Below are 21,032 nucleotides of genomic sequence, written 5' to 3'. Positions count from 1 at the left end.
GGCTACCTCTGATGAGTAAATCTTGTACATGTTCTAATTTATGTACAATATTTTCATCATAGGTCCGAATGCGTGCATGTCAACCGGGAAATACGTAGTGAGGCGCGGTGGATGCGTTCGCAGAGGGGCTGCTGTCTGACTCGACAGCAGCGAACAACGCAGGTGACACGATTTACTGAAGGCTGGCGTGCAAACGACGGGCGGCATCCTGGCCACTGAGCCAAGCCCCTTCGACCCGGCCGGACAAGCACCAATCGCCGCATACGTACAAGCCCAGGTCGGCATCGGCCAGCGCTCCCCATTCATGGCTGCCGGCAGGGCGAGCGTACAGCCATCGGTGAGCCACGCTGAAGCTCGGTGCAGGCATCGCGCTGTGCAGCAGTTCGGCGAAGGCGCCGTGCAGGTGTTCGATGACGGCTTCCTTGGACATGTCGATGTGCTGGCGACTCCAGTCGCTGGTGGCGTGCAGCACCCAGGTATCGAGCCGGGTGTCGCGCCCCGGCTTGCTGCGGTTGCGCGCCAGCCAGTCGAGGGGACTGTCCTGTACGAAGCAGCCTTCCATGGGCGTATCCAACGGTGTTTCGAAGGCCAGCGCCACGGCCCAGGTGGGGTCCATCTTTACCCCGGCGGCAACGCCGGCCAACTTCGGCACGGCCGCGAGCAATGCCGTGGCCTGGGGCGCAGGCGTAGCAATCACGACTTGGCCGAAGGGACCGTGGGTGAAACCTTCCGCGTCCTGCAAATGCCAATGTTCCTGGCCGCGAAACACTTCCGTGATGCGGCAGGAAAACTGCACCTGCAGGTCGCCAAGCAGGGCGCGGGTAATCGCACTCATGCGCGGGGTGCCAACCCAGCGGGTCTGCTCGTCGGGCGAGGGGCTCATCTGCCCGTCCTGGAAGTGATAGAGCTGCGGATTCCATTCAGCCGCCCAGCCGTTGGCTTGCCAGCGCTGCACTTCCGTGACGAAGCGTCGGTCGCGGGCGGTGAAGTATTGCGCGCCCATGTCCAGGGCGCCGGCGTCGCTGCGTTTGCTCGACATGCGTCCGCCGCTGCCGTGGCTTTTATCGAAGAGTTGGATGACATGCCCAGCCTCCGTCAGGGCCTGGGCGGCTGATAAACCGGCGATGCCGGTGCCGATGATTGCGATAGGTACAGTCATGAGCGCCTCGTTTACCTTTCTGTACAGACTACGCCGTCGTTTAATCCTGTACAATTTTGGTTTTTGGTATAAGTTTTACCGTTCGCGTTTTGGCAGGTTGTCCTATTGTTTAAACACAGACCCTGTCCGATATGAAAAATGCCTACTTATAAAAATAGACTAATGGGCCGGGTAAAACGCGATGCGAGGAACACCTCATGCACATATTGCTGACCGGCGGTACTGGTTTGATCGGACGTCAGCTCTGCCGGCACTGGCTGGAGCAGGGACACCGCTTGACAGTATGGAGTCGTCGACCCGAACAAGTGGCAGAAATCTGCGGGGCGCAGGTGCAAGGCATTGCCAAGCTCGACGAGATTGGCGAGCCGGTCGATGCGGTGGTCAACCTGGCTGGCGCGCCCATCGGCGATCGGCCTTGGACGCACAAGCGCAAGATGTTGCTGTGGAGCAGCCGCGTCACGCTGACTGAGGTTTTGCTCGCTTGGCTGGAGCGTTGTGAGCAAAAGCCGCAGGTGTTGATCTCCGGTTCCGCCGTGGGCTGGTACGGCGACGGTGGCGAGCGAGAATTGACGGAGGAGTCGGGGCCGGTCAGCGAGGATTTCGCCAGCCAGCTGTGCATCGCCTGGGAAGAGACCGCACAGCGAGCCGAGGCCATGGGCATACGCGTGGTGCTGATTCGCACGGGTCTGGTCCTGTCCGCCGAGGGCGGCTTTTTGTCGCGGCTGTTGCTGCCGTTCAAACTGGCGCTGGGCGGGCGTATCGGCAATGGGCGGCAGTGGATGCCGTGGGTTCATATCGACGATCAAATCGCTTTGATTGATTTTCTTCTGCACCGCAGTGACGCCAGCGGTCCTTATAATGCGTGCGCGCCGAACCCGGTGCGCAACCGAGATTTTGCCAAGGCCCTGGGGCACGTGTTGCATCGGCCGGCCGTGGTGCCGATGCCGGAGCTGGCGCTGAAAATTGCGCTGGGTGAGTTGTCATTGCTGTTGCTGGGCGGCCAGCGCGCCACGCCGGCCCGATTGCAGGCGGCGGGGTTTTCATTCCGGTTCACTGATTTGCCTGCGGCCCTGGAAGATTTGTCGGGTCGCCTTTGAAATAGGACGTTGCATGACCGATCACGCGTTGCTTCTGGTGAATCTGGGTTCGCCGGCCTCCACCTCGGTGGCCGATGTGCGCCGCTATCTCAACCAATTCCTGATGGACCCGTACGTCATCGACCTGCCATGGCCGGTGCGACGGTTGTTGGTGTCGCTGATCCTGATCAAGCGCCCCGAGCAGTCGGCCCACGCTTATGCGTCGATCTGGTGGGAAGAGGGCTCGCCGCTGGTGGTGCTCAGTCGCCGCTTGCAACAGGCCATGACCGCCCAATGGACGCAGGGTCCGGTAGAACTGGCGATGCGTTACGGCGAGCCGTCCATTGAATCAACCCTGGTGCGCCTGGCGAGCCAGGGCCACAAGCGCATCACGCTGGCGCCGTTGTATCCACAGTTTGCCGACAGCACCGTCACGACGGTCATCGAAGAAGCCAAGCGGGTCGTGGCTGAGAAGAAGCTCGATGTCGAGTTTTCGATTCTCCAGCCTTTTTATGATCAACCGGAATACCTCGATGCGCTGGTTGCCAGCGCCAAGCCGTACCTGATGCAGGATTACGATCACTTGTTGCTGAGCTTCCACGGCCTGCCGGAACGGCACCTGACCAAACTCGATCCCACGGGTTTTCATTGTTTCAAGGACGCCGATTGCTGCAAGAATGCGCCGCCGCAAGTCATGGCGACGTGTTACCGCGCCCAGTGCATTCGCACCGCCGAGCTGTTCGCCCAGCGCATGGGATTGGCCGATGGCAAATGGTCGGTGTCGTTCCAGTCGCGACTGGGCCGCGCCAAGTGGATCGAACCCTATACCGAAGCGCGCCTGGACGAGCTGGCCAAGAGCGGCGTGAAGAAAATCCTGGTGATGTGCCCGGCGTTCGTCGCTGATTGCATCGAAACCCTGGAAGAAATCGGCGACCGTGGACGCGAGCAGTTCCGCGAAGCGGGAGGGGAGGAGTTGGTGCTGGTGCCGTGCCTCAATGACGATCCGCAGTGGGCGCAGGCGTTGAGCACCTTGTGCGAGCGAGCACCGATCGCGCTGTAATACAAACCTGTGGCGAGGGAGCAAGCTCCCTCGCCACATTAGGTACTGGTTGATTTACAGCAGCGGCTCATCCGCCTTCTTCTGCTTCCAACCATCATTGCCCGGCAAGATCAGGTTCAGCGCAATCGCCACCACGGCGCACAACGCGATGCCCTTCAGGCCGAAATCGTCCGGGCCCGTGCCGGTGCCCACCAGCACGCCGCCAATGCCGAACACCAGCGTCACCGAAACGATCACCAGGTTGCGGGCTTCGCCCAGGTCGATCTTATGACGGATCAGGGTGTTCATGCCCACCGCCGCGATCGAGCCGAACAGCAGGCACAAGATGCCGCCCATCACCGGCACCGGGATGCTTTGCAGCAGCGCACCGAACTTGCCGATGAACGCCAGGCTGATGGCGAAAATAGACGCCCAGGTCATGATCTTCGGGTTGTAGTTCTTGGTCAGCATCACCGCGCCAGTGACTTCGGCATAGGTGGTGTTGGGCGGGCCGCCGAACAGGCCGGCGGCAGTGGTGGCGATGCCGTCGCCAAACAGCGTGCGATGCAGCCCGGGCTTCTTCAAGTAATCGCGACCGGTCACGCTGCCCACGGCAATTACTCCGCCGATGTGCTCGATGGCCGGCGCGAGGGCTACCGGCACGATGAACAGGATGGCTTGCCAGTTGAACTCCGGCGCGGTGAAGGCCGGCACGGCGAACCAGGGCGCGGCGGCGATTTTCGCGGTGTCCACCACGCCGAAATAAAACGCCATGGCAAAGCCCACCAGTACGCCGGAGATGATCGGCACCAGGCGGAAAATACCTTTGCCGAACACTGCCACGATCAGGGTGGTGAGCAACGCCGGCATCGAAATCAGCATCGCGGTTTGATAAGGAATCAGCTCGGAACCGTCGCCGGCCTTGCCCATCGCCATGTTGGCGGCGATCGGCGCCATTGCCAGGCCGATGGAAATAATCACCGGGCCGATGACTACCGGCGGCAGCAGCCGATCAATGAACCCGGTGCCCTTGATCTTCACCGCCAGGCCCAGGAACGTATAGACGAAACCCGCCGCCATGACGCCGCCCATGGTCGCCGCCAGGCCAAATTGGCCCTTGGCGAGGATGATCGGCGTGATAAAGGCAAAACTCGACGCCAGGAACACCGGCACCTGGCGCCCGGTGACGATCTGGAACAGGATCGTCCCCAGGCCCGCCGTGAACAGCGCCACGTTCGGGTCCAGGCCGGTGATCAACGGCATCAGCACCAGCGCGCCAAAGGCGACGAAGAGCATCTGCGCACCGGACAGCACTTGGCGCCAGAGCGGATCGTTGAATTCGTCCTGCATGCTCAAGCGTCCTTCTGCTTGGTGCCGAAGATCTTGTCGCCGGCGTCGCCCAGGCCGGGGATGATGTAGCCGTGCTCGTTGAGTTTCTCATCGATGGACGCGGTGTAGATGGTCACGTCGGGGTGGGCATCTTCGACGGCCTTGATGCCTTCGGGCGCAGCGACCAGCACCATGGCGCGGATGTCCCGGCAGCCGGCCTTCTTCAACAGGTCGATGGTGGCGACCATCGAGCTGCCCGTGGCGAGCATCGGGTCGATGATCATCGCCAGGCGCTCGTCGATCTCGGGCACCAGTTTTTCCAGGTAGGTGTGGGCCCGCAGGGTCTGCTCATTGCGAGCCACGCCGACAGCGCTGACCTTGGCGCCTGGGATCAGGCTGAGCACGCCTTCGAGCATGCCGATGCCGGCGCGCAGGATCGGCACCACGGTGATTTTCTTCCCGGCTATTTTTTCCACTTGTACCGTGCCGGCCCAACCGGCGATCTCGTAGGATTCCAGCGGCAGGTCCTTGGTGGCTTCGTAGGTGAGCAGGGCACCGACTTCCTGGGCGAGTTCGCGGAAGTTCTTCGTGCTGATGTCAGCGCGGCGCATCAGGCCGAGTTTATGTCTGATCAGCGGGTGGCGGATCTCGAGGATGGGCATGGGGAAGGCTCCGGCGGCGGGCAAAAAACCGGCCTAGATTAATCTATCCGAGGGTGTTGTCCTATAGACAATACAGAACGTTAGTCCACAAACGCTTGATCTGGCCGGGCGGGATGCGTACCTTTGCCGGCTTTTCCGCAAACGCCACCCTTGGAGAGCGCCATGTCCGCTGATCTCGAGCATATCCGTCAAGTCATGCGAGAGGCTGACTGCCTGTACACCGAAGCTGAAGTCGAAGCGGCCATCGCCCGTGTCGGTGCGCAAATCAACGATCAGTTGGCCGAGAGCAATCCGGTGGTGTTCTGTGTCATGAACGGCGGGCTGATTTTCTCCGGCAAGCTGCTGACCTACCTGAATTTCCCATTGGAAGCGTCCTACCTGCACGCCACCCGTTATCGCAACGAAACCAGCGGCGGCGATCTGTTCTGGAAAGCCAAGCCGGAAGTCTCGTTCATCGACCGCGACGTGCTGATCATCGATGACATCCTCGACGAAGGGCATACCTTGGGCGCGATCATCGATTTCTGCAGACACGCCGGCGCTCGCGCGGTGCACACTGCTGTGCTGATCGACAAGGACCACGACCGCAAGGCCCGTCCCGACCTGAAGGCCGATTTCGTCGGCTTGCCATGCATCGATCGCTACATCTTCGGCTACGGCATGGACTACAAAGGCTACTGGCGCAACGCTAACGGTATTTTCGCCGTCAAAGGGATGTAAATCCAATGACTGCGCCGGCCTTCCTGGATCAAGCCTTGTTCGATGAGTTGGCCGGGAAAGCCGCGGCCAGTCCTCGCGGGCGACAGCACCATAACTTCCATGAGATGGATGAGCCATGCCATCGCCTGGCGGTTGGCTTGCAACCGTCGACCTACATCCCGCCGCATCGCCACTTGAGCGCCGACAAGGCGGAAACCCTGCTGGTGCTCAAGGGCCGGCTCGGTGTGTTGATTTTTGACCAAGCCGGGACGGTAATCGACAAGCGAATCCTCCAGGCCGGCGGCGATTGCCTCGGTGTCGACCTGCCGGCAGGCGTGTATCACGGCCTGGTGGTGCTCGAAGCGGACAGCCTGATGTTCGAATGCAAGGCCGGCCCTTACCGGCCCGTCGGCGACGGCGAACTGGCCCACTGGGCGCCGCGCGAAGGCGAAGCGGGCGTGGCGCAGTACCAAGCCTGGATGCGCGCCCAGTTCGACTAGGCGGCGAGCCATTTCTCGCTCTTGACCCGCGCCTGCTCCAGGCTCTGTACATACACCAATTGACGCTGTTCGCGATGAAGCCCCGCGCGGCGCAGCTTCAGGCGCACCCGTGGCGCTGTCCCCACCAGGATCAGGCCGATGCCCTGCTTGCGATAATCGCGCAGGATATTTTCCAGCGCGACCAGGGCAGTCATGTCCAGCATCGGCACGGCGCTCATGTCCACGATCACCACCCGAACGCCGGGGTCGAACCGGCGCAATACGTCCAAGGCCTTTTCCGCCGCGCCAAAAAACAGCGGCCCGCGAATGGCGTAGCAACGAACGTGTTCGGGCAGGTTCAGCAGGGCCTGGTGGGCATGGCGTGGCAACTCGGCGCTGTCGGTCAGTTCGCTCATGCGCTTGATGAACAGCCCGGCGGCCAGCAACAGGCCGACAGCGACGGCCAGCACCATGTCGAACAGCACAGTCAGGCTCAGGCAGGTCAGCAGCACCAGTACGTCGCTGCGCGGAGCGATGCGCAGCGTATGCAGCACATGCCCGGCCTCGCTCATGTTCCACGCGACTATCACCAGCAGCGCCGCCAATGCAGCCATGGGCAAATAACTGAACAGCGGCGCCAACAGCACAATCGCCACCAGCACCACCAGGCTGTGAATGATCGCCGCCAGCGGTGACGACGCGCCGCTGCGCACGTTGGTGGCGCTGCGGGCAATGGCGGCGGTGGCGGTAATGCCGCCGAACAGCGGGGCGACGAGATTGCCCAGGCCCTGGCCTATCAGTTCGGCGTTGGGATCGTGTTTGCTGCCGGTCATGCCATCCGCCACCACGGCGCACAACAGCGATTCGATGGCGCCGAGCATGGCGATGGCGAAGGCGGGCGCCAGCAATTGGCGGAGCAGGTCATAGGACAGGATCAACGGCCGGCCTTGGCCATCCGGCAGATTCCAGGGCCAGTCGAAGCTCGGTAAGAATGGCGGGATGCCGGGATAGGCGACGCCATCGACGATATAACTGAAGCGTTCGCCCAGCGTCGCGATCGGCCATCCCGCGCGCTCCATCGCCAGGCCCAACAGTGTGCCGACCAGCAACGCCACTAAATGCCCGGGAACCCGTGGCACCCAGCGCGGCCAGGCAATCAGCACCGCCAGGCACACGACGCCGATGACCCCATCGCCAAGACGGGCACCGGGCAGCGCCACGATCAACTCGCCCAATTGCTCGATGTAGTGTTTGGCGTGGCCTGCGGTGCTCAGGCCGAGCAAATCCTTCAGTTGCAGGGTCGCGATGACCACGCCGATGCCTGCGGTGAAACCGAGGATCACTGGATAAGGAATGTACTGGATCAATCGCCCCGCGCGCACCAGGCCCAGGGCGATCAGGATCAGGCCGGCAAGCATGGTGCACAACAGCAGGCCGCCCAGCCCGTATTGCTGAGTGATAGGCAGCAGGATGACGACGAATGCCGCCGTTGGCCCGCTCACGTTGAAGCGCGAGCCGCCGGTCAGCGCAATCAAGGGGGCGGCCACCAGCACCGTGTACAGGCCATGCTGCGGTGGCACGCCAACGGCGATTGCCAGGGCCATGGCCAGGGGGATGGCGATGATGCCGACCGTAAGCCCGGCCACCAGATCGCCGCGCAAGCGTTCCAGGGTGTAACCGGCACGCCAGGCTTGGCGCCAGGCGGAGAATAACGGAGGGGCGGAGAAAGACATGAATACTCCTCGCAAGGGGGGTGGCACTGGCCCCGTGGCGAGGGAGCTTGCTCCCGCTCGGCGGCGCAGCCGTCGTAAAACCGGTTGACGCGTTCCGTCTGGGGAATCGCGTCAGGCTTTTTGGGGCTGCTGCGCAACCCAGCGGGAGCAAGCTCCCTCGCCACAACGGCATCTGTTCGGCGCCGGGGCTGATGGCACATCGAGTATGCCGCGCCCGCTGCCCGGATGTATTGATCCGGGTCGCTTATTTTTACCGTCCGTGCGCATGCTAGAGTGCCCGCCCAAGACTCCGGAGCCTGTCATGCGTGTATCGATCCGCCGCTGCGCCACTTTGCTGCTGCTAACCAGCTTGCCGTTGCTGGCCATTGCCGCGCCGATGCACAGCCAGTTCCTGCCTCCCGATGATCTGGTGGCGCGCCAGGAACAGCCTGAACAGCAGCAGTTGCTGCAAGTCACCGATTACTCGGTGGTGCTGGGCAACCAGCGGCCGTCCAACCAGCAGCCGATCCCGGTCACGTCGCCGTTGATGGTGCGCCTCAAGGGCAAGCCGTTGAACAAGGGGGCCACCATCAGCCAGGTGATCCTCAATTTCGACGGTGAAAGCAAAAGCCTGAAGAAACCGGTCTACGACGAGGCGAGCAAGACCCTGACGCTGTCTTATCCACAGGCCCAGTACCGGGTGGTGATCGATCTGTTGCGCAACGACACGGTGTACGTGCAGTTTCTCAGCTACGCCAACGGCCATATCTGGGCGGACCTGCACACCGGCGCCGCACGCCCGCGTTGAGCCGCGAGGCCCGCCGGGGGTAAACTGCCCGCCCCGTGAACTGTGCGAGCTGGAGCCGGCAATGCGTAAAGACAAGAAACAAGTGATTGGTGACGAGATTGGCGACGAACAGATCAAGCTGTTCCTCAATTTCGAGCCGGTCGATGCCACTTCGCCGTCGCTGCACAAACTGATCAAGGCCTACCGTGGGCTGCGTGTCGACGACTTCGAGCGCTTCCTGACGTTCTTCGTCGAGGCCGGTCACGACCTCAACGGCAGGGATGAGCACGGTAATGATTTCGTTGCGTTGACCCAGGACCAGCGTAATGCCGAGGAATACATCGAGTTGATCAAGAAGGCGCGTGGCTGATTGATTCAGGGCCTGCTTCGCAGGCCAGCGGGAGCAAGCTCCCTCGCCACGAAAGCGTCTAAAAAAAACGCCCCGCTCTCAAGGAGAACGGGGCGTTTTTTTATCCAGTCGAATCAAGCGTAGCTTTGGGTCTCGCTACTTTCTTCAACCAGTTCCAGCGCAACGTTGTTTTGCGCGCTGACCTTGCGATACAGCGCCGCATCGGTTTCCAGCACTTTTTCCCGGGCCGGGAAGATCTCCGCGAGCTTGGCCGCCCACTCACCCTTGGCTTTGTCCGGGAAGCAGCGCTCGATCAGTTCCAGCATGATCGAAACGGTGACCGAAGCGCCTGGCGAGGCGCCGAGCAGGGCGGCGAGGCTGCCGTCCTTGGCCGCGACCAGTTCGGTACCGAATTGCAAGACGCCGCCTTTCTTCGGGTCTTTCTTGATGATCTGTACCCGCTGGCCGGCCACTTCCAGGCGCCAGTCTTCGGCTTTCGCCTCGGGGTAGAAGCGACGCAGGGATTCCAGGCGTTGCTCCATCGACTGCATCACTTCGCTGATCAGGTACTTGGTCAGGTCCATATTGTCCCGGGCCACGGCCAGCATCGGGCCGATGTTGCCGGCGCGTACCGACAATGGCAGGTCCATGATCGAGCCGTGCTTGAGGAACTTGGTGGTGAAACCGGCGTATGGCCCGAACAGCAGGGATTTCTTGCCGTCGACCACGCGGGTGTCCAGGTGCGGCACCGACATCGGCGGCGAGCCTACCGCGGCTTGGCTGTAGACCTTGGCCTGGTGGTGCTTGACCACTTCCGGATTGTCGCAACGCAGCCACTGGCCGCTGACCGGGAAGCCGCCGAAGCCCTTGCTTTCTTCAATGCCCGAGGCTTGCAGCAGCGGCAATGCCGCCCCACCGGCGCCGAGGAACACGAACTTGGCGTCCACTTCCCGGGTGTTGCCGCTGTTGACGTCCTTGATGCTGACGGTCCAACCGCTGCCGTTGCGCTTGAGGCCGGTAACGCGCTTGCAGTATTTGATCTGGGTGTCCGGTGCGCTACCCAGGTGCTGGAGCAACTGATTGGTCAGGGCGCCGAAGTTGACGTCGGTGCCGTTCATGACGCGTGTGGCGGCGATGACTTCGTCAGCCGGGCGGCCTGGCATCATCAGCGGCATCCACTCGGCCATCTGGTCGCGGTCTTCGGTGTATTCCATGTCGGCGAAGGCGTGATGCTGGCTCATCAGCTCGAAGCGCTTCTTCAGGAACTCAACGCCTTTTTTGCCCTGCACGAAGCTCAGGTGCGGCACCGGGGCAATGAAGGATTTCGAGGAGCCGAACGTGCCTTTCCTGGTCAAGTACGTCCAGAACTGCTTCGACACTTCAAACTGGGTGTTGATGTGCACGGCTTTCTTGATGTCGACACTGCCATCGGCGGCCTGGGGCGTGTAATTGAGCTCACACAGCCCGGCGTGGCCGGTACCGGCGTTGTTCCAGGGATTGGAACTCTCCGCGGCACCCGAGTCCATCAGCTCGACGACTTCCAGCGAAATCGCGGGGTCGAGCTCCTTGAGCAGCACGGCCAGGGTGGCACTCATGATGCCGGCCCCTACCAGAACTACATCGACTGCTTCGTTATGCGCCATTTAACGCGTCTCCAAAATCTGCAGCACCAAATTGTCGGCATAGCGGCCAGGAAGCGGGGCAGGTCAGTTGCGCCCCAGGTATCCATGGCCAGGATCGCCATGTCCGAATCTTCGCAATTCTTCGCAACACTGCGGATGCATGCAGCCTGGCCTCAAGAGTCCCATGAACTCATTTAAGCGCCGGGCAGGCAATTCGACTTATGGCCGAGACATCCGTTCGTGCAACCAAATCCGTAGCGGACAGGCTTCAGGCGCCGGTTCTTGAGCGATATCCGGTCCTGTGTCGTTGGGCTGTTCCAGACGCCAATGGTGCTTGTTCAGACGCAAAACTCTTCATTTGCTCGCCACACTCTTGTGAAGTTGTGAAAACCCGTTTTTTCACGCTCTTTTGAAGACGTGAACCTCAAAAAAGGGCTGTCCCAGCCTGGCACCGTGCCCGGTTTGGTTGCCCCCATGAAGTACATGACAGGCAAAACGGGCAGACAGCTCAGTGACCGAGCGTAATGACAGCTCTGCAGATTCGCGAAAAGTGGTGATTTGCCAGGGAAACAGCAAGCGCGCCAGCTTCACTCGATCTGTGTGGGCGGCTCTCTGTGGGCGGTGCGGGGTGCCAATACAAGCGCATCAGCGGCGTTGCGGGGCCCGATCAGGAGACGTCCTTATAATCGGGGGGAGATTGTAACGAAGAAACGCGCGGAAATGGTCGGGTTTTATGACTTTTATTAGCCTTGCGGTCAGACGGCCAACAGTTGCCGGCTACGCGAACGAGCGCGGGGGGCTTGTACCAAGGCGCTGGCGGGCAATGGTTGATGCAGCCAGTTGAGACGGATCTCTTCGATTTCCACCCAGCCATCGCCCATGGGCTGCAAGCTGCATTGCTTGAATGCCTGGCAACGACCGCTGCGGTCCAGCAGGGCAAAGCAGCGGTGATGTGGGCGTGGGGTGAACAGGGAGATGAGATAGCGCATGGTCGGATACCGTGTCGAAGGAGCTTGAGGACAGCCTGACAGCCGGCCATGACACACCGGTGTAAGGACCATGACAACCGGGTGACAGGAACCGCCCGGCGCGGCCCATGTCAGACTTTGCAGTATTCATGCTGCGACGCTAGTTCGCCGCGATGGCGCACCGCTATACTGCCGGCCTGTCTGTGCCCGATTCTGGAGAGAAAAGCATGTTGCAACGCCTGTTGTTCGGTTTGATCGCCGTGACCAGTCTGACCCTTGTCGGCTGTGCCCACAGCCCGCAACAACTTAACCCGGAACCCAAGCTCAACGCCCAGCTGGCACCGGTGGGTCGTGGCCAGCCGGTGGTGGTGCGGGTTGTCGACGGTCGTCCGTCGCCGACCCTGGGTACCCGTGGCGGGTTGTACCCGGAAACCAGCGTGATCACGGTGCAGGGCGCGCAGATCCTGCCCAAGTTGCAGGCCCAGGCCGAGGCGGCCGTGCGTTTGCTGGGCTTCACCCCGACCGCCAACGCAATGAACGCGCCGCAACTGACCGTGACCCTGGCCGAGCTGAAATATCAGTCGCCCAAGGAAGGCATGTACGTGACCGAAGCGACGATCGGTGCGACCTTCCGCTCCGACGTGCAGAACGCGAGCCGCCGCTACAGCGGTCGCTACGGTGCTTCGCTGGACCAGCGCTTCGGCATGGCGCCCAACCAGGACACCAACACCAAGTTGGTCAGCGATGTATTGAGCGACGCCCTGACCCGTCTGTTCAAGGACCCGACCATCGGTCAGGTGCTGGCTGAGTAAGTTCTGCCTCATGAAAAAGCCCGCTTACGCGGGCTTTTTTGTCGACGCGATCTTCACGCCGCCTGGGAATAGAATTCGAGCACGCTGATCCCGGTCAACAGGTCGGTCTCGGGAAGATCGGCATGTTGATGACCGCCGAGGGCGCAATACACCAGCCAGTGCCGATCCTGTACGTTGAAGGACAGACTGCCGACGAGGTTTTGTTGCTCATCGCTCGGGCTGATGAGGTAGAGGCGGTCCTGGTTTTCGGCGTGCAGCATGACGGATTCCGTGTGGGTTTGGAGGGCGACAGGGTGGCCTATCCATATGACGAAACCGTGACGGCTGAAATTAGAAAAATGAGCCCGACCCCTGGGGCGTGGCGGGGATCGTTATTGGTCGGAAAAAACGGCGCAGGGCGGCGGGCTTTCGGTAGAATCCGCGCCCTGTTCGTAGGTCCCCGGGCGCCAGGCGTCCGTTTTTCCCTTGAGGTTTGTGATGTCGTTGCAACTGTTCTCGTTGTTCGCTGCCCACCCCGCCAAACTGATCAACCTGCTTGCGCTGCTGTTTGCCTGCCCGGGTGGCTGGGTGCTGCATGCAACGCGTCGCCGCGAACAGCGGGCGCGGGCCTGTCTCCAAGCGCGTAGCAGCGAAAGCAATGAACGATTCGAAGCGCTGCTGGACCTGGCCACCCAGCGCATGAACCGGTTTTTCTATCGGTTCGGTTTTGCCTGCCTGGGGTTGGCACTGCTGATGTCGTGGATCAGCACTCAGCTCTGACTCCCTAAAGCGCCAACCCCGCCTTGACCCGATACTGATTGCGCACCGGCGTCGCGTATTGCAGCACCAGGAACGGTCGGTGTTCCTCCGGGCAAGCGTCCAATCGGCGCTGCCATTCTTCTTCAGCCTTGGCCAGTTCCTCTGCGCCAAATACCTCGGCCGCCGTCGGCACCTGCAACTGCGGGTCGGCATCGGCCCATTGGGCGTAGGCCAGGTAGTGCGCCGGAAACAGGCGATAGCCGCCGAGAATCTGCCGGTCCATCTCCAAGGCCAGCTGCTTGGTGTCCTCGAACAACTCGCTGATCGGCGGGGCGAAATTCACGTGGACCCGGCCCTTGTAGCCGGTGATGCCCTTGGCGATGCTGACGTCGTCCTCGCCTGGCGCCTTCGTGTACGTGCCGGTGGTGGCGCGGATGTACAGCTCGCGCGCCTTGGCCTGGTCGCACGGGTCATATTCGTAGCTGATCGACACCGGAGTGAGGTTCAGCGAGCGGATGACTTCGCCGAATGGCTCGTCCTTGCGGCTCATGTGGAACATCTTCAGGATCGCCGACTCGGTCCGGTCATCACCGTCCTTGGCGCGGCCCTCGGCCTGGGCGATCCAGATCGACGCGCAATCGTTGCGAATCGAGTGGTTGATGTACGCCGACAGCAATTGGTACGCCGCCATTTTTTCCCGGCGCCCGGTGATGGAGCGGTGCACGATGAAGCTCTTGTTCAGGCGCATCAGGTCGCTGACAAACGGCTTCTGCAGCAGGTTGTCGCCAATCGCGATGCGCGGCGTCGGCAGGCCGGCGTGGTACACGGCGTAATTGACGAAGGCCGGGTCCATCACGATGTCGCGGTGGTTGGCGATGAACAGGTAGGCATTGCCGGACTTGAATTGCTCCACCCCGGTGTATGTCACGCCATCGGTGGCGCGTTCGATAGTGTGGTCGACATAGAACTCCACTTTGTCCTGCAAGGTGGCGACCGATGTCACACCGGCGAACTCTCGACGCAATTTCTGCGCTATAAGAGGTTTGAGCATCCAGCCAAAAGCGCCGGCCAGGCGCGGGAAGCGGAAGTGAGTGAGGATATCTAGAAACGCCTTGTCGCTGAGCAGCCGCGCCAGCACTGCTGGTACTTCGCTGTCGTCGTAAGGTCGGATGGCATCGAATTCGCCCATCATGCTCTCTTGTTGGAAACGGCTAGGGTAAGTAAAGGTTCGATCGAAAACCCGACAGGGCACGGTCTGGAAGTAAGCCAGACAAAAATAGCCCTGCAAATAGACCGGCGATTATACGCACAAGTCACTTGGGAGACCGCGATGCTGGAAGCTGCTCATTATGAATGTCCGTATTGTGGGGAAGAGGTGGAGTCTTCCGTGGATTTGTCCGGCGGCGACCAGACCTACATCGAAGACTGCCAGGTCTGCTGCCGACCGATTACCTTCGTCCTGCAGGTCCACGAAGACGAATGGCACCTTGAGGTCTTCAGCGAAAACGAGTGATGGGGCGGCCATGCAGCGAATCTACGAGTTGGAAAACCTGATGGAAGGCGAGTTGCTCCAAGGCATGCTTGCCAGCGAAGGGATCACGGCGCACCTGGTCGGCCGCGACCTGGTGGGTGGCGCGGGTGAGTTGCCGATGTACGGCCTGCTGGGGCTGGCGGTTGAGGACGAGCAGGCGCAATACGCCCGGGAATTGATCAGCGCCTACAATGCCGCGCTGCCGGTGCCTGGCGATGAACCGGACAGTTACCCCGGTACGCTGGTCTGTTAGGCTGGCCGCCGTTTGATACAAGAGTCGTGTTGCCCCATGTGTGGACGTTATGCCCTGTTTCGTTGGAACCCCGCCTTTGCGGCCTTGCCCGGCTTCCCTGCCGACCAGAAGGCCCAATGGAACATCTCGCCCAATGACTCGGTGCTGATGCTGCGCGCCGGCGCCGACGGCCAGCGCGAGTTGGCCCGGGCGCGTTGGGGGCTGACGCCGCCGTGGCTGACCGATCTGTCCCGCACGCCGGCTCACGCCCGGGCCGAAACCGTCGCCGAGCAGCCCATGTTCCGCGAAGCCTTGCGTTTGCGGCGTTGCCTGCTGCCCGCCAACGGGTTTTATGAATGGCGCGGCGGCACCCGCAAGCGTCCGTACTGGCTGACGCCAGGCGAGGGTTCGTCGCTGTTTTTCGCGGCGATCTGGGAAGCCTATCCGGTGCAGGAGCAAGTGTGGCTGAGCACCGCTGTCATCACTCAACCGGCGACCGGTCAACGCCGGCCACTGATTCTCGATGAAGAGGGCCAGCGCCAGTGGCTCGACCCCGAGACACCGCTGCATGTCTTGCAAGGACTGCTGGCGAGCGAGCCGGGGCAACTGCGCGAACGGGTGCTGGCGAACATGGTCAACGACCCGAAACTCAATGGACCGGAGTGCCTGACTCCGGCTTGAGCCCTGCAACTGCCCATCAGACCTTGAACTGATTGATCAACCGCCGCTGCTGCTCCGCCAGCTTGGTCAGCCCGGCGCTGGCCGCGCTGGATTCGTCGGCGCCGCTAGCCACCTCGTTCGCCACCTGCCCGATGTTGATCACGTTACGGTTGATGTCATCGGCCACGGCGCTTTGCTCCTCGGCGGCGCTGGCGATCTGGGTGTTCATGTCGTTGATCACCGACACGGCCTGGGTAATCGTCTCCAAGGCCTGGGCTGCTTTCGCCGCGTGCTGCACGCTTTCATCGGTACGGTGCTGGCTGTCCTCCATCACGCGCACCACGTCCCGTGTGCCTTGCTGCAATTGCTGGATCATCGACTGAATCTCTTCAGTGGCCTGCTGCGTCTTTTGTGCCAGGTTGCGCACTTCATCGGCGACCACCGCAAAACCACGGCCCTGTTCACCGGCACGGGCGGCTTCGATGGCCGCGTTGAGCGCCAACAGGTTGGTCTGCTCGGCGATCCCGCGAATGGCGGTGAGGATTGCGTTGATGTTCTCGCTGTCCTTGGCCAGGGTCTGCACCACGCCCACCGCCTTGCCGATTTCCACGGCCAGTGCGCCGATGGACGTCGAGGTATCCCGGACAATTTGCATGCCCTGGCTGGCAGCCTGGTCGGCGTGACTGGCGGCTTGGGCGGCCTGGGTTGCGTTGCGCGCCACATCCTGCGCAGTGGCAGTCATTTCCTGCACGGCGGTGGCGACCTGGTCGATCTCCGACATTTGCTTGTGCACACCTTGGTTGGTGCGGATCGCGATGTCGGCCGTGTGCTCCGATGAGTCACTGACGCTCTGCACCGACGTCACCACTTGGGTGATCATCCCCTGCAACTTGCTCAGGAACGTATTGAAGCCCTTGGCGATGGCCCCCAGTTCATCGGCGCGGTCGCTGGTCAGACGGCGGGTCAGGTCGCCTTCGCCCTGGGCGATGTCATCGAGCATTGCCACCATTTGCTTGAGCGGTCGGGCGATGCCGTGGCCCACCAGCCAAATCACCAGCAGGCCGAGCGCGGCAATCGCCAGCCCGACCATCGCCATGCCGAAAATATCGGTCTCGCGCTGATCGTCCAAGTCCTTCTGCAAGGCTTGCAAGTCAGCCATGACCGCACTCAGCGGCAGTTGCATCATCAGCGTCCAGCGCGCTTCGGCCTGGCCGATGCCGAAGGGCATGTACACCTCAATGTGGCCGTGCTCTTCATCGATGTCGTAACGCACTTCGCCAATGCCGAGCTTGGTCAGGTTGTCCAACTCGCTGGCGTCCAGCAGGTCGCTGGCTTTCTCGCCGAGCTTGCTCGGGTCTTTGGTGAAGGCCACCAACCGGTTGTTGCTAGAGAGCAAGGCCATTTCCCCGGCGCCGTCATACAGCTTGGCGTCGGCGGCAACGAGCATGTCCTGGATGAAGTTCACCGACAGGTCGGCGCCGACGATGCCCTGGAACTTGCCATCGACCAGGATCGGTTCGATGAACGAGGCGAGCATGGTCATGGTATTGCCGACGCGGTAGGGCGCCGGGTCGATCACGCAGGCTTTCTTGCTGTCCCGGGAGCACAGGTAGTACTCACTGGCGCGAATACCCGTGGACAGCAGCTTTTGGTCGGTCACGTCGGCGAGCTTTTCCAGGCCCAGGGTGCCGTCCTGATTGCGAAACCACCACGGCAGGAAGCGCCCGTTGGTTTCCATGCCCAGCACTTGGCTGTTCACGTAGTTGGCGTCGTCGTGGTCGATGGCGTTCGGTTCCCAGGCGATGTAGGCACCGAGGATTTTCGGGTTGCGCACCACGCTTTCCCGCAGCAGGCTGATCATTTGTTCACGAGGGATCTTCAACTGCGGGCTGCCATCCGCGCCGCTCATGCCCATCAAGGCGTTGGAAGTTGCCAGGCCCCGGGCAAGCAACAGTGGCGCTTCGAGCTCGCGTTGGATCAAGCTGGCCTGGGTATGGGCGAGGGCGCTGAGGCGTTGCTCGATGAGTTGTTCGAACTGCGCCTTGGTCCGCTGTTGCACCATCTCCTGAGTACGGGCGCCGGCGAATAATGCGTACAGCACCAGGGCGCCGACTACGCTGAGCACAATGGCTCCGGCCAGGGCGGCGACGGAAAACTGGATCGATTTGAATTTCATAAAGGCTCCGGACGCGGAAATGACGTCTGGAATTTTTATCGGCGTTTCCCGGGCCGGACATGAGGCGCTGTTCGTCGGATGACTGTTTTGGCTTCGTCGGTGTCGCAAATGGCCGCGTTGGAAACTGACTGAAAAATTTGTAATCCGCCTCTGTGTATCTGGCGCGGATACCAATCAACGCCTAGGATACGCCCACGATTCCATGGAGCTTCTTTTGTATGAACAAGACTTTGATCGTGAGTGCCTTGAGCGCGGGCCTGCTGCTCGCCGGTTGCCAGTCGGTCAACACCACCAGCGGCGGAGCCGTGGGCGTGGAGCGCAAGCAGTACATGTTCAGCATGCTGTCGACCGCTGAGGTCAACCAGATGTATGCGCAGTCCTATCAAAAGACGATGGGAGAGGCGAAAGCCCAGGGCGTGTTGGACAAGACCAGCAGCGATGCCAAGCGCGTCCAGGCCATCTCCAGCCGGTTGATCGCCCAGGCGCCGGTGTTCCGTCCGGATTCGGCGCAGTGGAACTGGGAAGTGAACCTGATCAAGAGCGACGAGCTCAACGCCAGCTGCGGCCCTGGTGGGAAAATCATTTTCTACACCGGCTTGATCGAAAAGCTGAAGCTCAACGACGATGAAATCGCCGCGATCATCGGCCATGAAATCGCCCATGCCTTGCGCGAACACGGCCGTGAAGCGATGTCCAAGGCCTATGGCATCGAAATGGCCAAGCAGGGTGCCGGTGCCATATTCGGCCTGGGCCAGGACAGCCTGGCGCTGGCCGATACCGTGGCCAACTACGGCATGACCTTGCCCAACAGTCGTGGCAACGAGAACGAAGCCGACCTGATCGGCCTCGAACTGGCCGCCCGGGCCGGCTACGACCCGAACGCCGCAATCACCCTGTGGAATAAGATGGCCAAGGCTTCGGAGGGGGCGCCACCAGAGTTCATGAGCACCCACCCTGCGTCGAGCAGCCGGATCGCTTCGTTGCAGGCGGCGATTCCGAAGGTTATGCCGCTTTATCAGCAGGCCAAGAAATAAGCTTCGAGCTGCAAGCTACAAGCTACAAGCTACAAGCTACAAGCTACAAGCTACAAGCGAAGTAGAACCGCCTTTGCTTGCAGCTCGCAGCTTGAAGCTTGCCGCTGCTACAACGCCCTATACACCGCCACGATCGCCAGGATGAAGAACGCCGAGGCGGCCAGGCGGCGGATGAGGGTAAGCGGCAGTTTCTCGGCAGCGAAGTTGCCGGCCAGTACCACCGGAACGTTGGCAATCAACATGCCCACGGTGGTACCAATGATCACCAGCCAGAGTTCAGGGTATTGCGCAGCGAGCATGACTGTGGCGATCTGGGTCTTGTCGCCGATTTCCGCCAGGAAGAAGGCGATTAGCGTGGTCAGGAAAGGGCCGAACTTGCGGGCGGTATTGGCTTCTTCGTCGTCCAGCTTGTCCGGCACCAGGGTCCACAGCGCCGTGGCCGCGAAGCTGGCCGCCAATATCCAGTGCAACACCGAGTCCGAGAAGAACCCGCCGACCCAGGCGCCGACCGCGCCAGCCGCCGCATGGTTGGCCAGGGTCGCGGCGACGATGCCGGCGATGATCGGCCAGGGTTTACGAAAACGAGCGGCAAGGATCAGGGCGAGCAGTTGCGTCTTGTCGCCGATTTCGGCCAGCGCAACGATAGCGGTCGGTACGAGGAAAGAGTCCAGCATCAGGGGATTCCTAAGAGGGGCGGGTCGACACGGCTATGACACGTACAGCCTCCCCGCCCCGGGTAAGGTGTGCGTGTCATAGGTCTTGTCAAACCCAGCGACCCTCTATGGGGACGCTTGGGCCGCATACGCCATGGTCTGCTGACCAAGTATGTTGACGTATGCCGGGCGAGCGTGGCGCTCGCGGGAGACTACTCCCCTAGGACGGGGCGGATTCTGCCTAGGCAAATCCGATTGGGCAAGCGATGTTTTTCACAAACGCATCAGCCGCGCTTGGCCCGATAGATGCGAAAACCCTGGCCTTCGGCCTTGATTGCGCAGATGCCCAGATGCTCTTCGATCAGTGGCTGGTACTTGAGGAAACTGTTCGCCACCAGGCGCAGTTCGCCGCCGTTTTTCAGATGTTTGGCTGCTTTTCGCAGCAGGTTTTCCGTAGCGTGGTAATCGGTGTGGACGCCGACATGGAACGGCGGATTGCTCAGGATCGCGCTTAAGCCCATGGGCGCGGCATCGATGCCATCGCCGGCCAAAACCTCGGCTTCCAGGCCGTTGGCGGCCAGGGTCAGGCGACTGCTGGCGGCCGCAAAAGCGTCGACGTCGAGCAGCGTCACCGTGTTGTGCGGGTAGCGGCGCTTGACTGCTGCTCCCAGCACCCCGGCGCCGCAGCCGAAATCCAGCAAATGGCCGCTGGGTAGTTTGTCCAGGTGTTCCAGCAGCAGCGCACTGCCGCGATCCAAGCGACCGTGACTGAACACGCCCGGCAGGCTGATCACCGTCAGCGGGCCCTCGGCGAGCGGCAATTGGTAACTTTGGGCCAAACTTTCCAGGGGCTTGGCTTCGGGCGCATTGGCGACCGTGACCTGCCAGAGTTGGCAATGGCGCGCGCTGTCGAGCTTGCGAGGCTTGCCAAACGGGTTTAGCTGCTTGGAGGCGCCTTCGATGCCGCTGCGCTTTTCGCCCACCAGGTACACTTCGCGACCGGCCAAGCGTGACGCCACGGCATTGAGAACGTAGTCGGTGAGGTCCTTGGCCTTGGGCAGGAACACCACGGCGGTGTCGAATTCGCGCTCCGGAACGTTCACGCCAAACTGGCTGCGTTCCGGGAACCGCGCGTCCAGCGCCGCCTGGTCGCCGGCGTGCCAGCACCAGCCATGAGCCTCGGGCAAGCGGCCGAGCAGATCATCGGCGGGCAGGCCGGCCAGCAGGACCGAACCCTGGAATAACTCGGCCTGACGAAGCAGTACTTCACTGCGCGGATCCATGGGCTGCTCCTTGAAAAAAAGTGCGGCAGTTT

General features: G+C 61.7%; 23 protein-coding genes, 1 pseudogene and 1 riboswitch. Of the genes and pseudogenes, 12 read left to right on the top strand and 12 right to left on the bottom strand.

What is annotated here, in order from left to right; genetic code table 11:
- Nucleotides 1-172: 172 nt before the first annotated feature.
- Complete coding sequence (locus J3P95_RS21085) at nt 173-1,159, bottom strand: NAD(P)/FAD-dependent oxidoreductase (protein WP_434558615.1); 987 nt, start codon at nt 1,157-1,159, stop codon at nt 173-175.
- Between the two features lie 197 nt (nt 1,160-1,356).
- Here J3P95_RS21085 and J3P95_RS21080 point away from each other — a divergent pair, with 197 nt between their 5' ends.
- Together J3P95_RS21080 and hemH are read left to right on the top strand one after the other, a co-directional pair.
- Nucleotides 1,357-2,256 (top strand): TIGR01777 family oxidoreductase, encoded by a 900-nt coding sequence (locus J3P95_RS21080; protein ID WP_434558614.1) that lies wholly within the window; start codon nt 1,357-1,359, stop codon nt 2,254-2,256.
- A 13-nt stretch (nt 2,257-2,269) separates the two neighbouring features.
- On the top strand, nt 2,270-3,295 hold the full coding sequence (gene hemH, locus J3P95_RS21075) for a ferrochelatase (RefSeq protein ID WP_434558613.1): 1,026 nt from the start codon (nt 2,270-2,272) through the stop codon (nt 3,293-3,295).
- 54 nt (nt 3,296-3,349) lie between these two features.
- Here hemH and J3P95_RS21070 read toward each other — a convergent pair whose 3' ends face one another.
- Nucleotides 3,350-4,624 (bottom strand): uracil-xanthine permease family protein, encoded by a 1,275-nt coding sequence (locus tag J3P95_RS21070; RefSeq protein ID WP_434558612.1) that lies wholly within the window; start codon nt 4,622-4,624, stop codon nt 3,350-3,352.
- Nucleotides 4,625-4,626: 2 nt separating this feature from the next.
- The gene (gene upp / locus J3P95_RS21065) at nt 4,627-5,265 is read right to left on the bottom strand and encodes a uracil phosphoribosyltransferase (RefSeq protein ID WP_434579807.1); all 639 of its coding nucleotides are present in this window, start codon (nt 5,263-5,265) and stop codon (nt 4,627-4,629) included.
- A gap of 162 nt (nt 5,266-5,427) precedes the next feature.
- Here upp and J3P95_RS21060 point away from each other — a divergent pair, with 162 nt between their 5' ends.
- On the top strand, nt 5,428-5,985 hold the full coding sequence (locus J3P95_RS21060; protein WP_434558611.1) for a hypoxanthine-guanine phosphoribosyltransferase: 558 nt from the start codon (nt 5,428-5,430) through the stop codon (nt 5,983-5,985).
- A 5-nt stretch (nt 5,986-5,990) separates the two neighbouring features.
- On the top strand, nt 5,991-6,464 hold the full coding sequence (locus J3P95_RS21055; protein WP_434558610.1) for a WbuC family cupin fold metalloprotein: 474 nt from the start codon (nt 5,991-5,993) through the stop codon (nt 6,462-6,464).
- Here the strand turns inward: J3P95_RS21055 and dauA are convergent.
- Entirely contained in the window at nt 6,461-8,176 is a 1,716-nt protein-coding gene (dauA, locus tag J3P95_RS21050; RefSeq protein ID WP_434558609.1) for a C4-dicarboxylic acid transporter DauA, read from the bottom strand. The two genes, J3P95_RS21055 and dauA, sit on opposite strands and share 4 nt — an antisense overlap.
- A gap of 301 nt (nt 8,177-8,477) precedes the next feature.
- On the opposite strand from dauA, the gene J3P95_RS21045 reads away from it, so the two are divergent.
- Nucleotides 8,478-8,963, top strand: a complete 486-nt coding sequence (locus J3P95_RS21045; RefSeq protein WP_434579810.1) for a hypothetical protein — start codon at nt 8,478-8,480, stop codon at nt 8,961-8,963.
- A 61-nt stretch (nt 8,964-9,024) separates the two neighbouring features.
- Nucleotides 9,025-9,312, top strand: coding sequence for a PA4642 family protein (locus J3P95_RS21040; protein WP_434579812.1), 288 nt, complete (start codon nt 9,025-9,027; stop codon nt 9,310-9,312).
- A gap of 113 nt (nt 9,313-9,425) precedes the next feature.
- Here the strand turns inward: J3P95_RS21040 and mqo are convergent, their stop codons facing one another.
- Together mqo and J3P95_RS21030 are read right to left on the bottom strand one after the other, a co-directional pair.
- Nucleotides 9,426-10,934, bottom strand: a complete 1,509-nt coding sequence (gene mqo / locus J3P95_RS21035) for a malate dehydrogenase (quinone) (protein WP_434579814.1) — start codon at nt 10,932-10,934, stop codon at nt 9,426-9,428.
- A gap of 734 nt (nt 10,935-11,668) precedes the next feature.
- The gene (locus J3P95_RS21030) at nt 11,669-11,902 is read right to left on the bottom strand and encodes a hypothetical protein (RefSeq protein ID WP_434558605.1); all 234 of its coding nucleotides are present in this window, start codon (nt 11,900-11,902) and stop codon (nt 11,669-11,671) included.
- 206 nt (nt 11,903-12,108) lie between these two features.
- Here J3P95_RS21030 and J3P95_RS21025 point away from each other — a divergent pair, with 206 nt between their 5' ends.
- Nucleotides 12,109-12,693, top strand: a complete 585-nt coding sequence (locus tag J3P95_RS21025; protein ID WP_186612372.1) for a YajG family lipoprotein — start codon at nt 12,109-12,111, stop codon at nt 12,691-12,693.
- 53 nt (nt 12,694-12,746) lie between these two features.
- On the opposite strand, the gene J3P95_RS21020 is transcribed toward J3P95_RS21025, so the two are convergent.
- On the bottom strand, nt 12,747-12,953 hold the full coding sequence (locus tag J3P95_RS21020; RefSeq protein ID WP_046063543.1) for a hypothetical protein: 207 nt from the start codon (nt 12,951-12,953) through the stop codon (nt 12,747-12,749).
- A 217-nt stretch (nt 12,954-13,170) separates the two neighbouring features.
- On the opposite strand from J3P95_RS21020, the gene J3P95_RS21015 reads away from it, so the two are divergent.
- Nucleotides 13,171-13,452, top strand: a complete 282-nt coding sequence (locus tag J3P95_RS21015; protein ID WP_434558604.1) for a hypothetical protein — start codon at nt 13,171-13,173, stop codon at nt 13,450-13,452.
- A gap of 4 nt (nt 13,453-13,456) precedes the next feature.
- Here J3P95_RS21015 and J3P95_RS21010 read toward each other — a convergent pair whose 3' ends face one another.
- Entirely contained in the window at nt 13,457-14,623 is a 1,167-nt protein-coding gene (locus tag J3P95_RS21010; RefSeq protein WP_434579817.1) for a 1-acyl-sn-glycerol-3-phosphate acyltransferase, read from the bottom strand.
- 138 nt (nt 14,624-14,761) lie between these two features.
- On the opposite strand from J3P95_RS21010, the gene J3P95_RS21005 reads away from it, so the two are divergent.
- From J3P95_RS21005 to J3P95_RS20995, 3 genes are read left to right on the top strand one after another with little or no spacing between them, the layout of a single operon-like run.
- A complete protein-coding gene (locus tag J3P95_RS21005) occupies nt 14,762-14,944 on the top strand; it encodes a CPXCG motif-containing cysteine-rich protein (protein ID WP_434558602.1) in 183 nt (60 codons plus the stop codon).
- Between the two features lie 10 nt (nt 14,945-14,954).
- Nucleotides 14,955-15,215 (top strand): putative signal transducing protein, encoded by a 261-nt coding sequence (locus J3P95_RS21000; protein ID WP_434579819.1) that lies wholly within the window; start codon nt 14,955-14,957, stop codon nt 15,213-15,215.
- Nucleotides 15,216-15,251: 36 nt separating this feature from the next.
- Nucleotides 15,252-15,875 carry an SOS response-associated peptidase gene (locus J3P95_RS20995; protein ID WP_434579821.1) on the top strand — a complete coding sequence of 208 codons (624 nt, stop codon included), beginning with the start codon at nt 15,252-15,254 and terminating at the stop codon, nt 15,873-15,875.
- A 16-nt stretch (nt 15,876-15,891) separates the two neighbouring features.
- On the opposite strand, the gene J3P95_RS20990 is transcribed toward J3P95_RS20995, so the two are convergent.
- Entirely contained in the window at nt 15,892-16,635 is a 744-nt protein-coding gene (locus tag J3P95_RS20990; RefSeq protein ID WP_434626700.1) for a methyl-accepting chemotaxis protein, read from the bottom strand.
- A gap of 114 nt (nt 16,636-16,749) precedes the next feature.
- A pseudogene (locus J3P95_RS20985) lies at nt 16,750-16,944 on the bottom strand (HAMP domain-containing protein); the annotation flags it as partial.
- 1,304 nt (nt 16,945-18,248) lie between these two features.
- Between J3P95_RS20985 and J3P95_RS20980 the strand changes: the two are divergent.
- On the top strand, nt 18,249-19,064 hold the full coding sequence (locus J3P95_RS20980; RefSeq protein ID WP_434579823.1) for a M48 family metallopeptidase: 816 nt from the start codon (nt 18,249-18,251) through the stop codon (nt 19,062-19,064).
- 107 nt (nt 19,065-19,171) lie between these two features.
- Here J3P95_RS20980 and J3P95_RS20975 read toward each other — a convergent pair whose 3' ends face one another.
- On the bottom strand, nt 19,172-19,738 hold the full coding sequence (locus J3P95_RS20975) for a TMEM165/GDT1 family protein (RefSeq protein ID WP_434558599.1): 567 nt from the start codon (nt 19,736-19,738) through the stop codon (nt 19,172-19,174).
- Nucleotides 19,739-19,828: 90 nt separating this feature from the next.
- Nucleotides 19,829-19,950: riboswitch (yybP-ykoY riboswitch) on the bottom strand.
- Between the two features lie 51 nt (nt 19,951-20,001).
- Nucleotides 20,002-21,000 carry a methyltransferase gene (locus J3P95_RS20970; protein ID WP_434579826.1) on the bottom strand — a complete coding sequence of 333 codons (999 nt, stop codon included), beginning with the start codon at nt 20,998-21,000 and terminating at the stop codon, nt 20,002-20,004.
- Nucleotides 21,001-21,032: the final 32 nt, after the last annotated feature.

Source organism: Pseudomonas sp. Z5-35 (assembly GCF_051131945.1).
In the GTDB taxonomy this organism is placed as follows: domain Bacteria; phylum Pseudomonadota; class Gammaproteobacteria; order Pseudomonadales; family Pseudomonadaceae; genus Aquipseudomonas; species Aquipseudomonas marvdashtae.
Note: the sequence above shows the minus strand (reverse complement) of the source record. Positions and strands in the feature narration are given on the sequence as shown.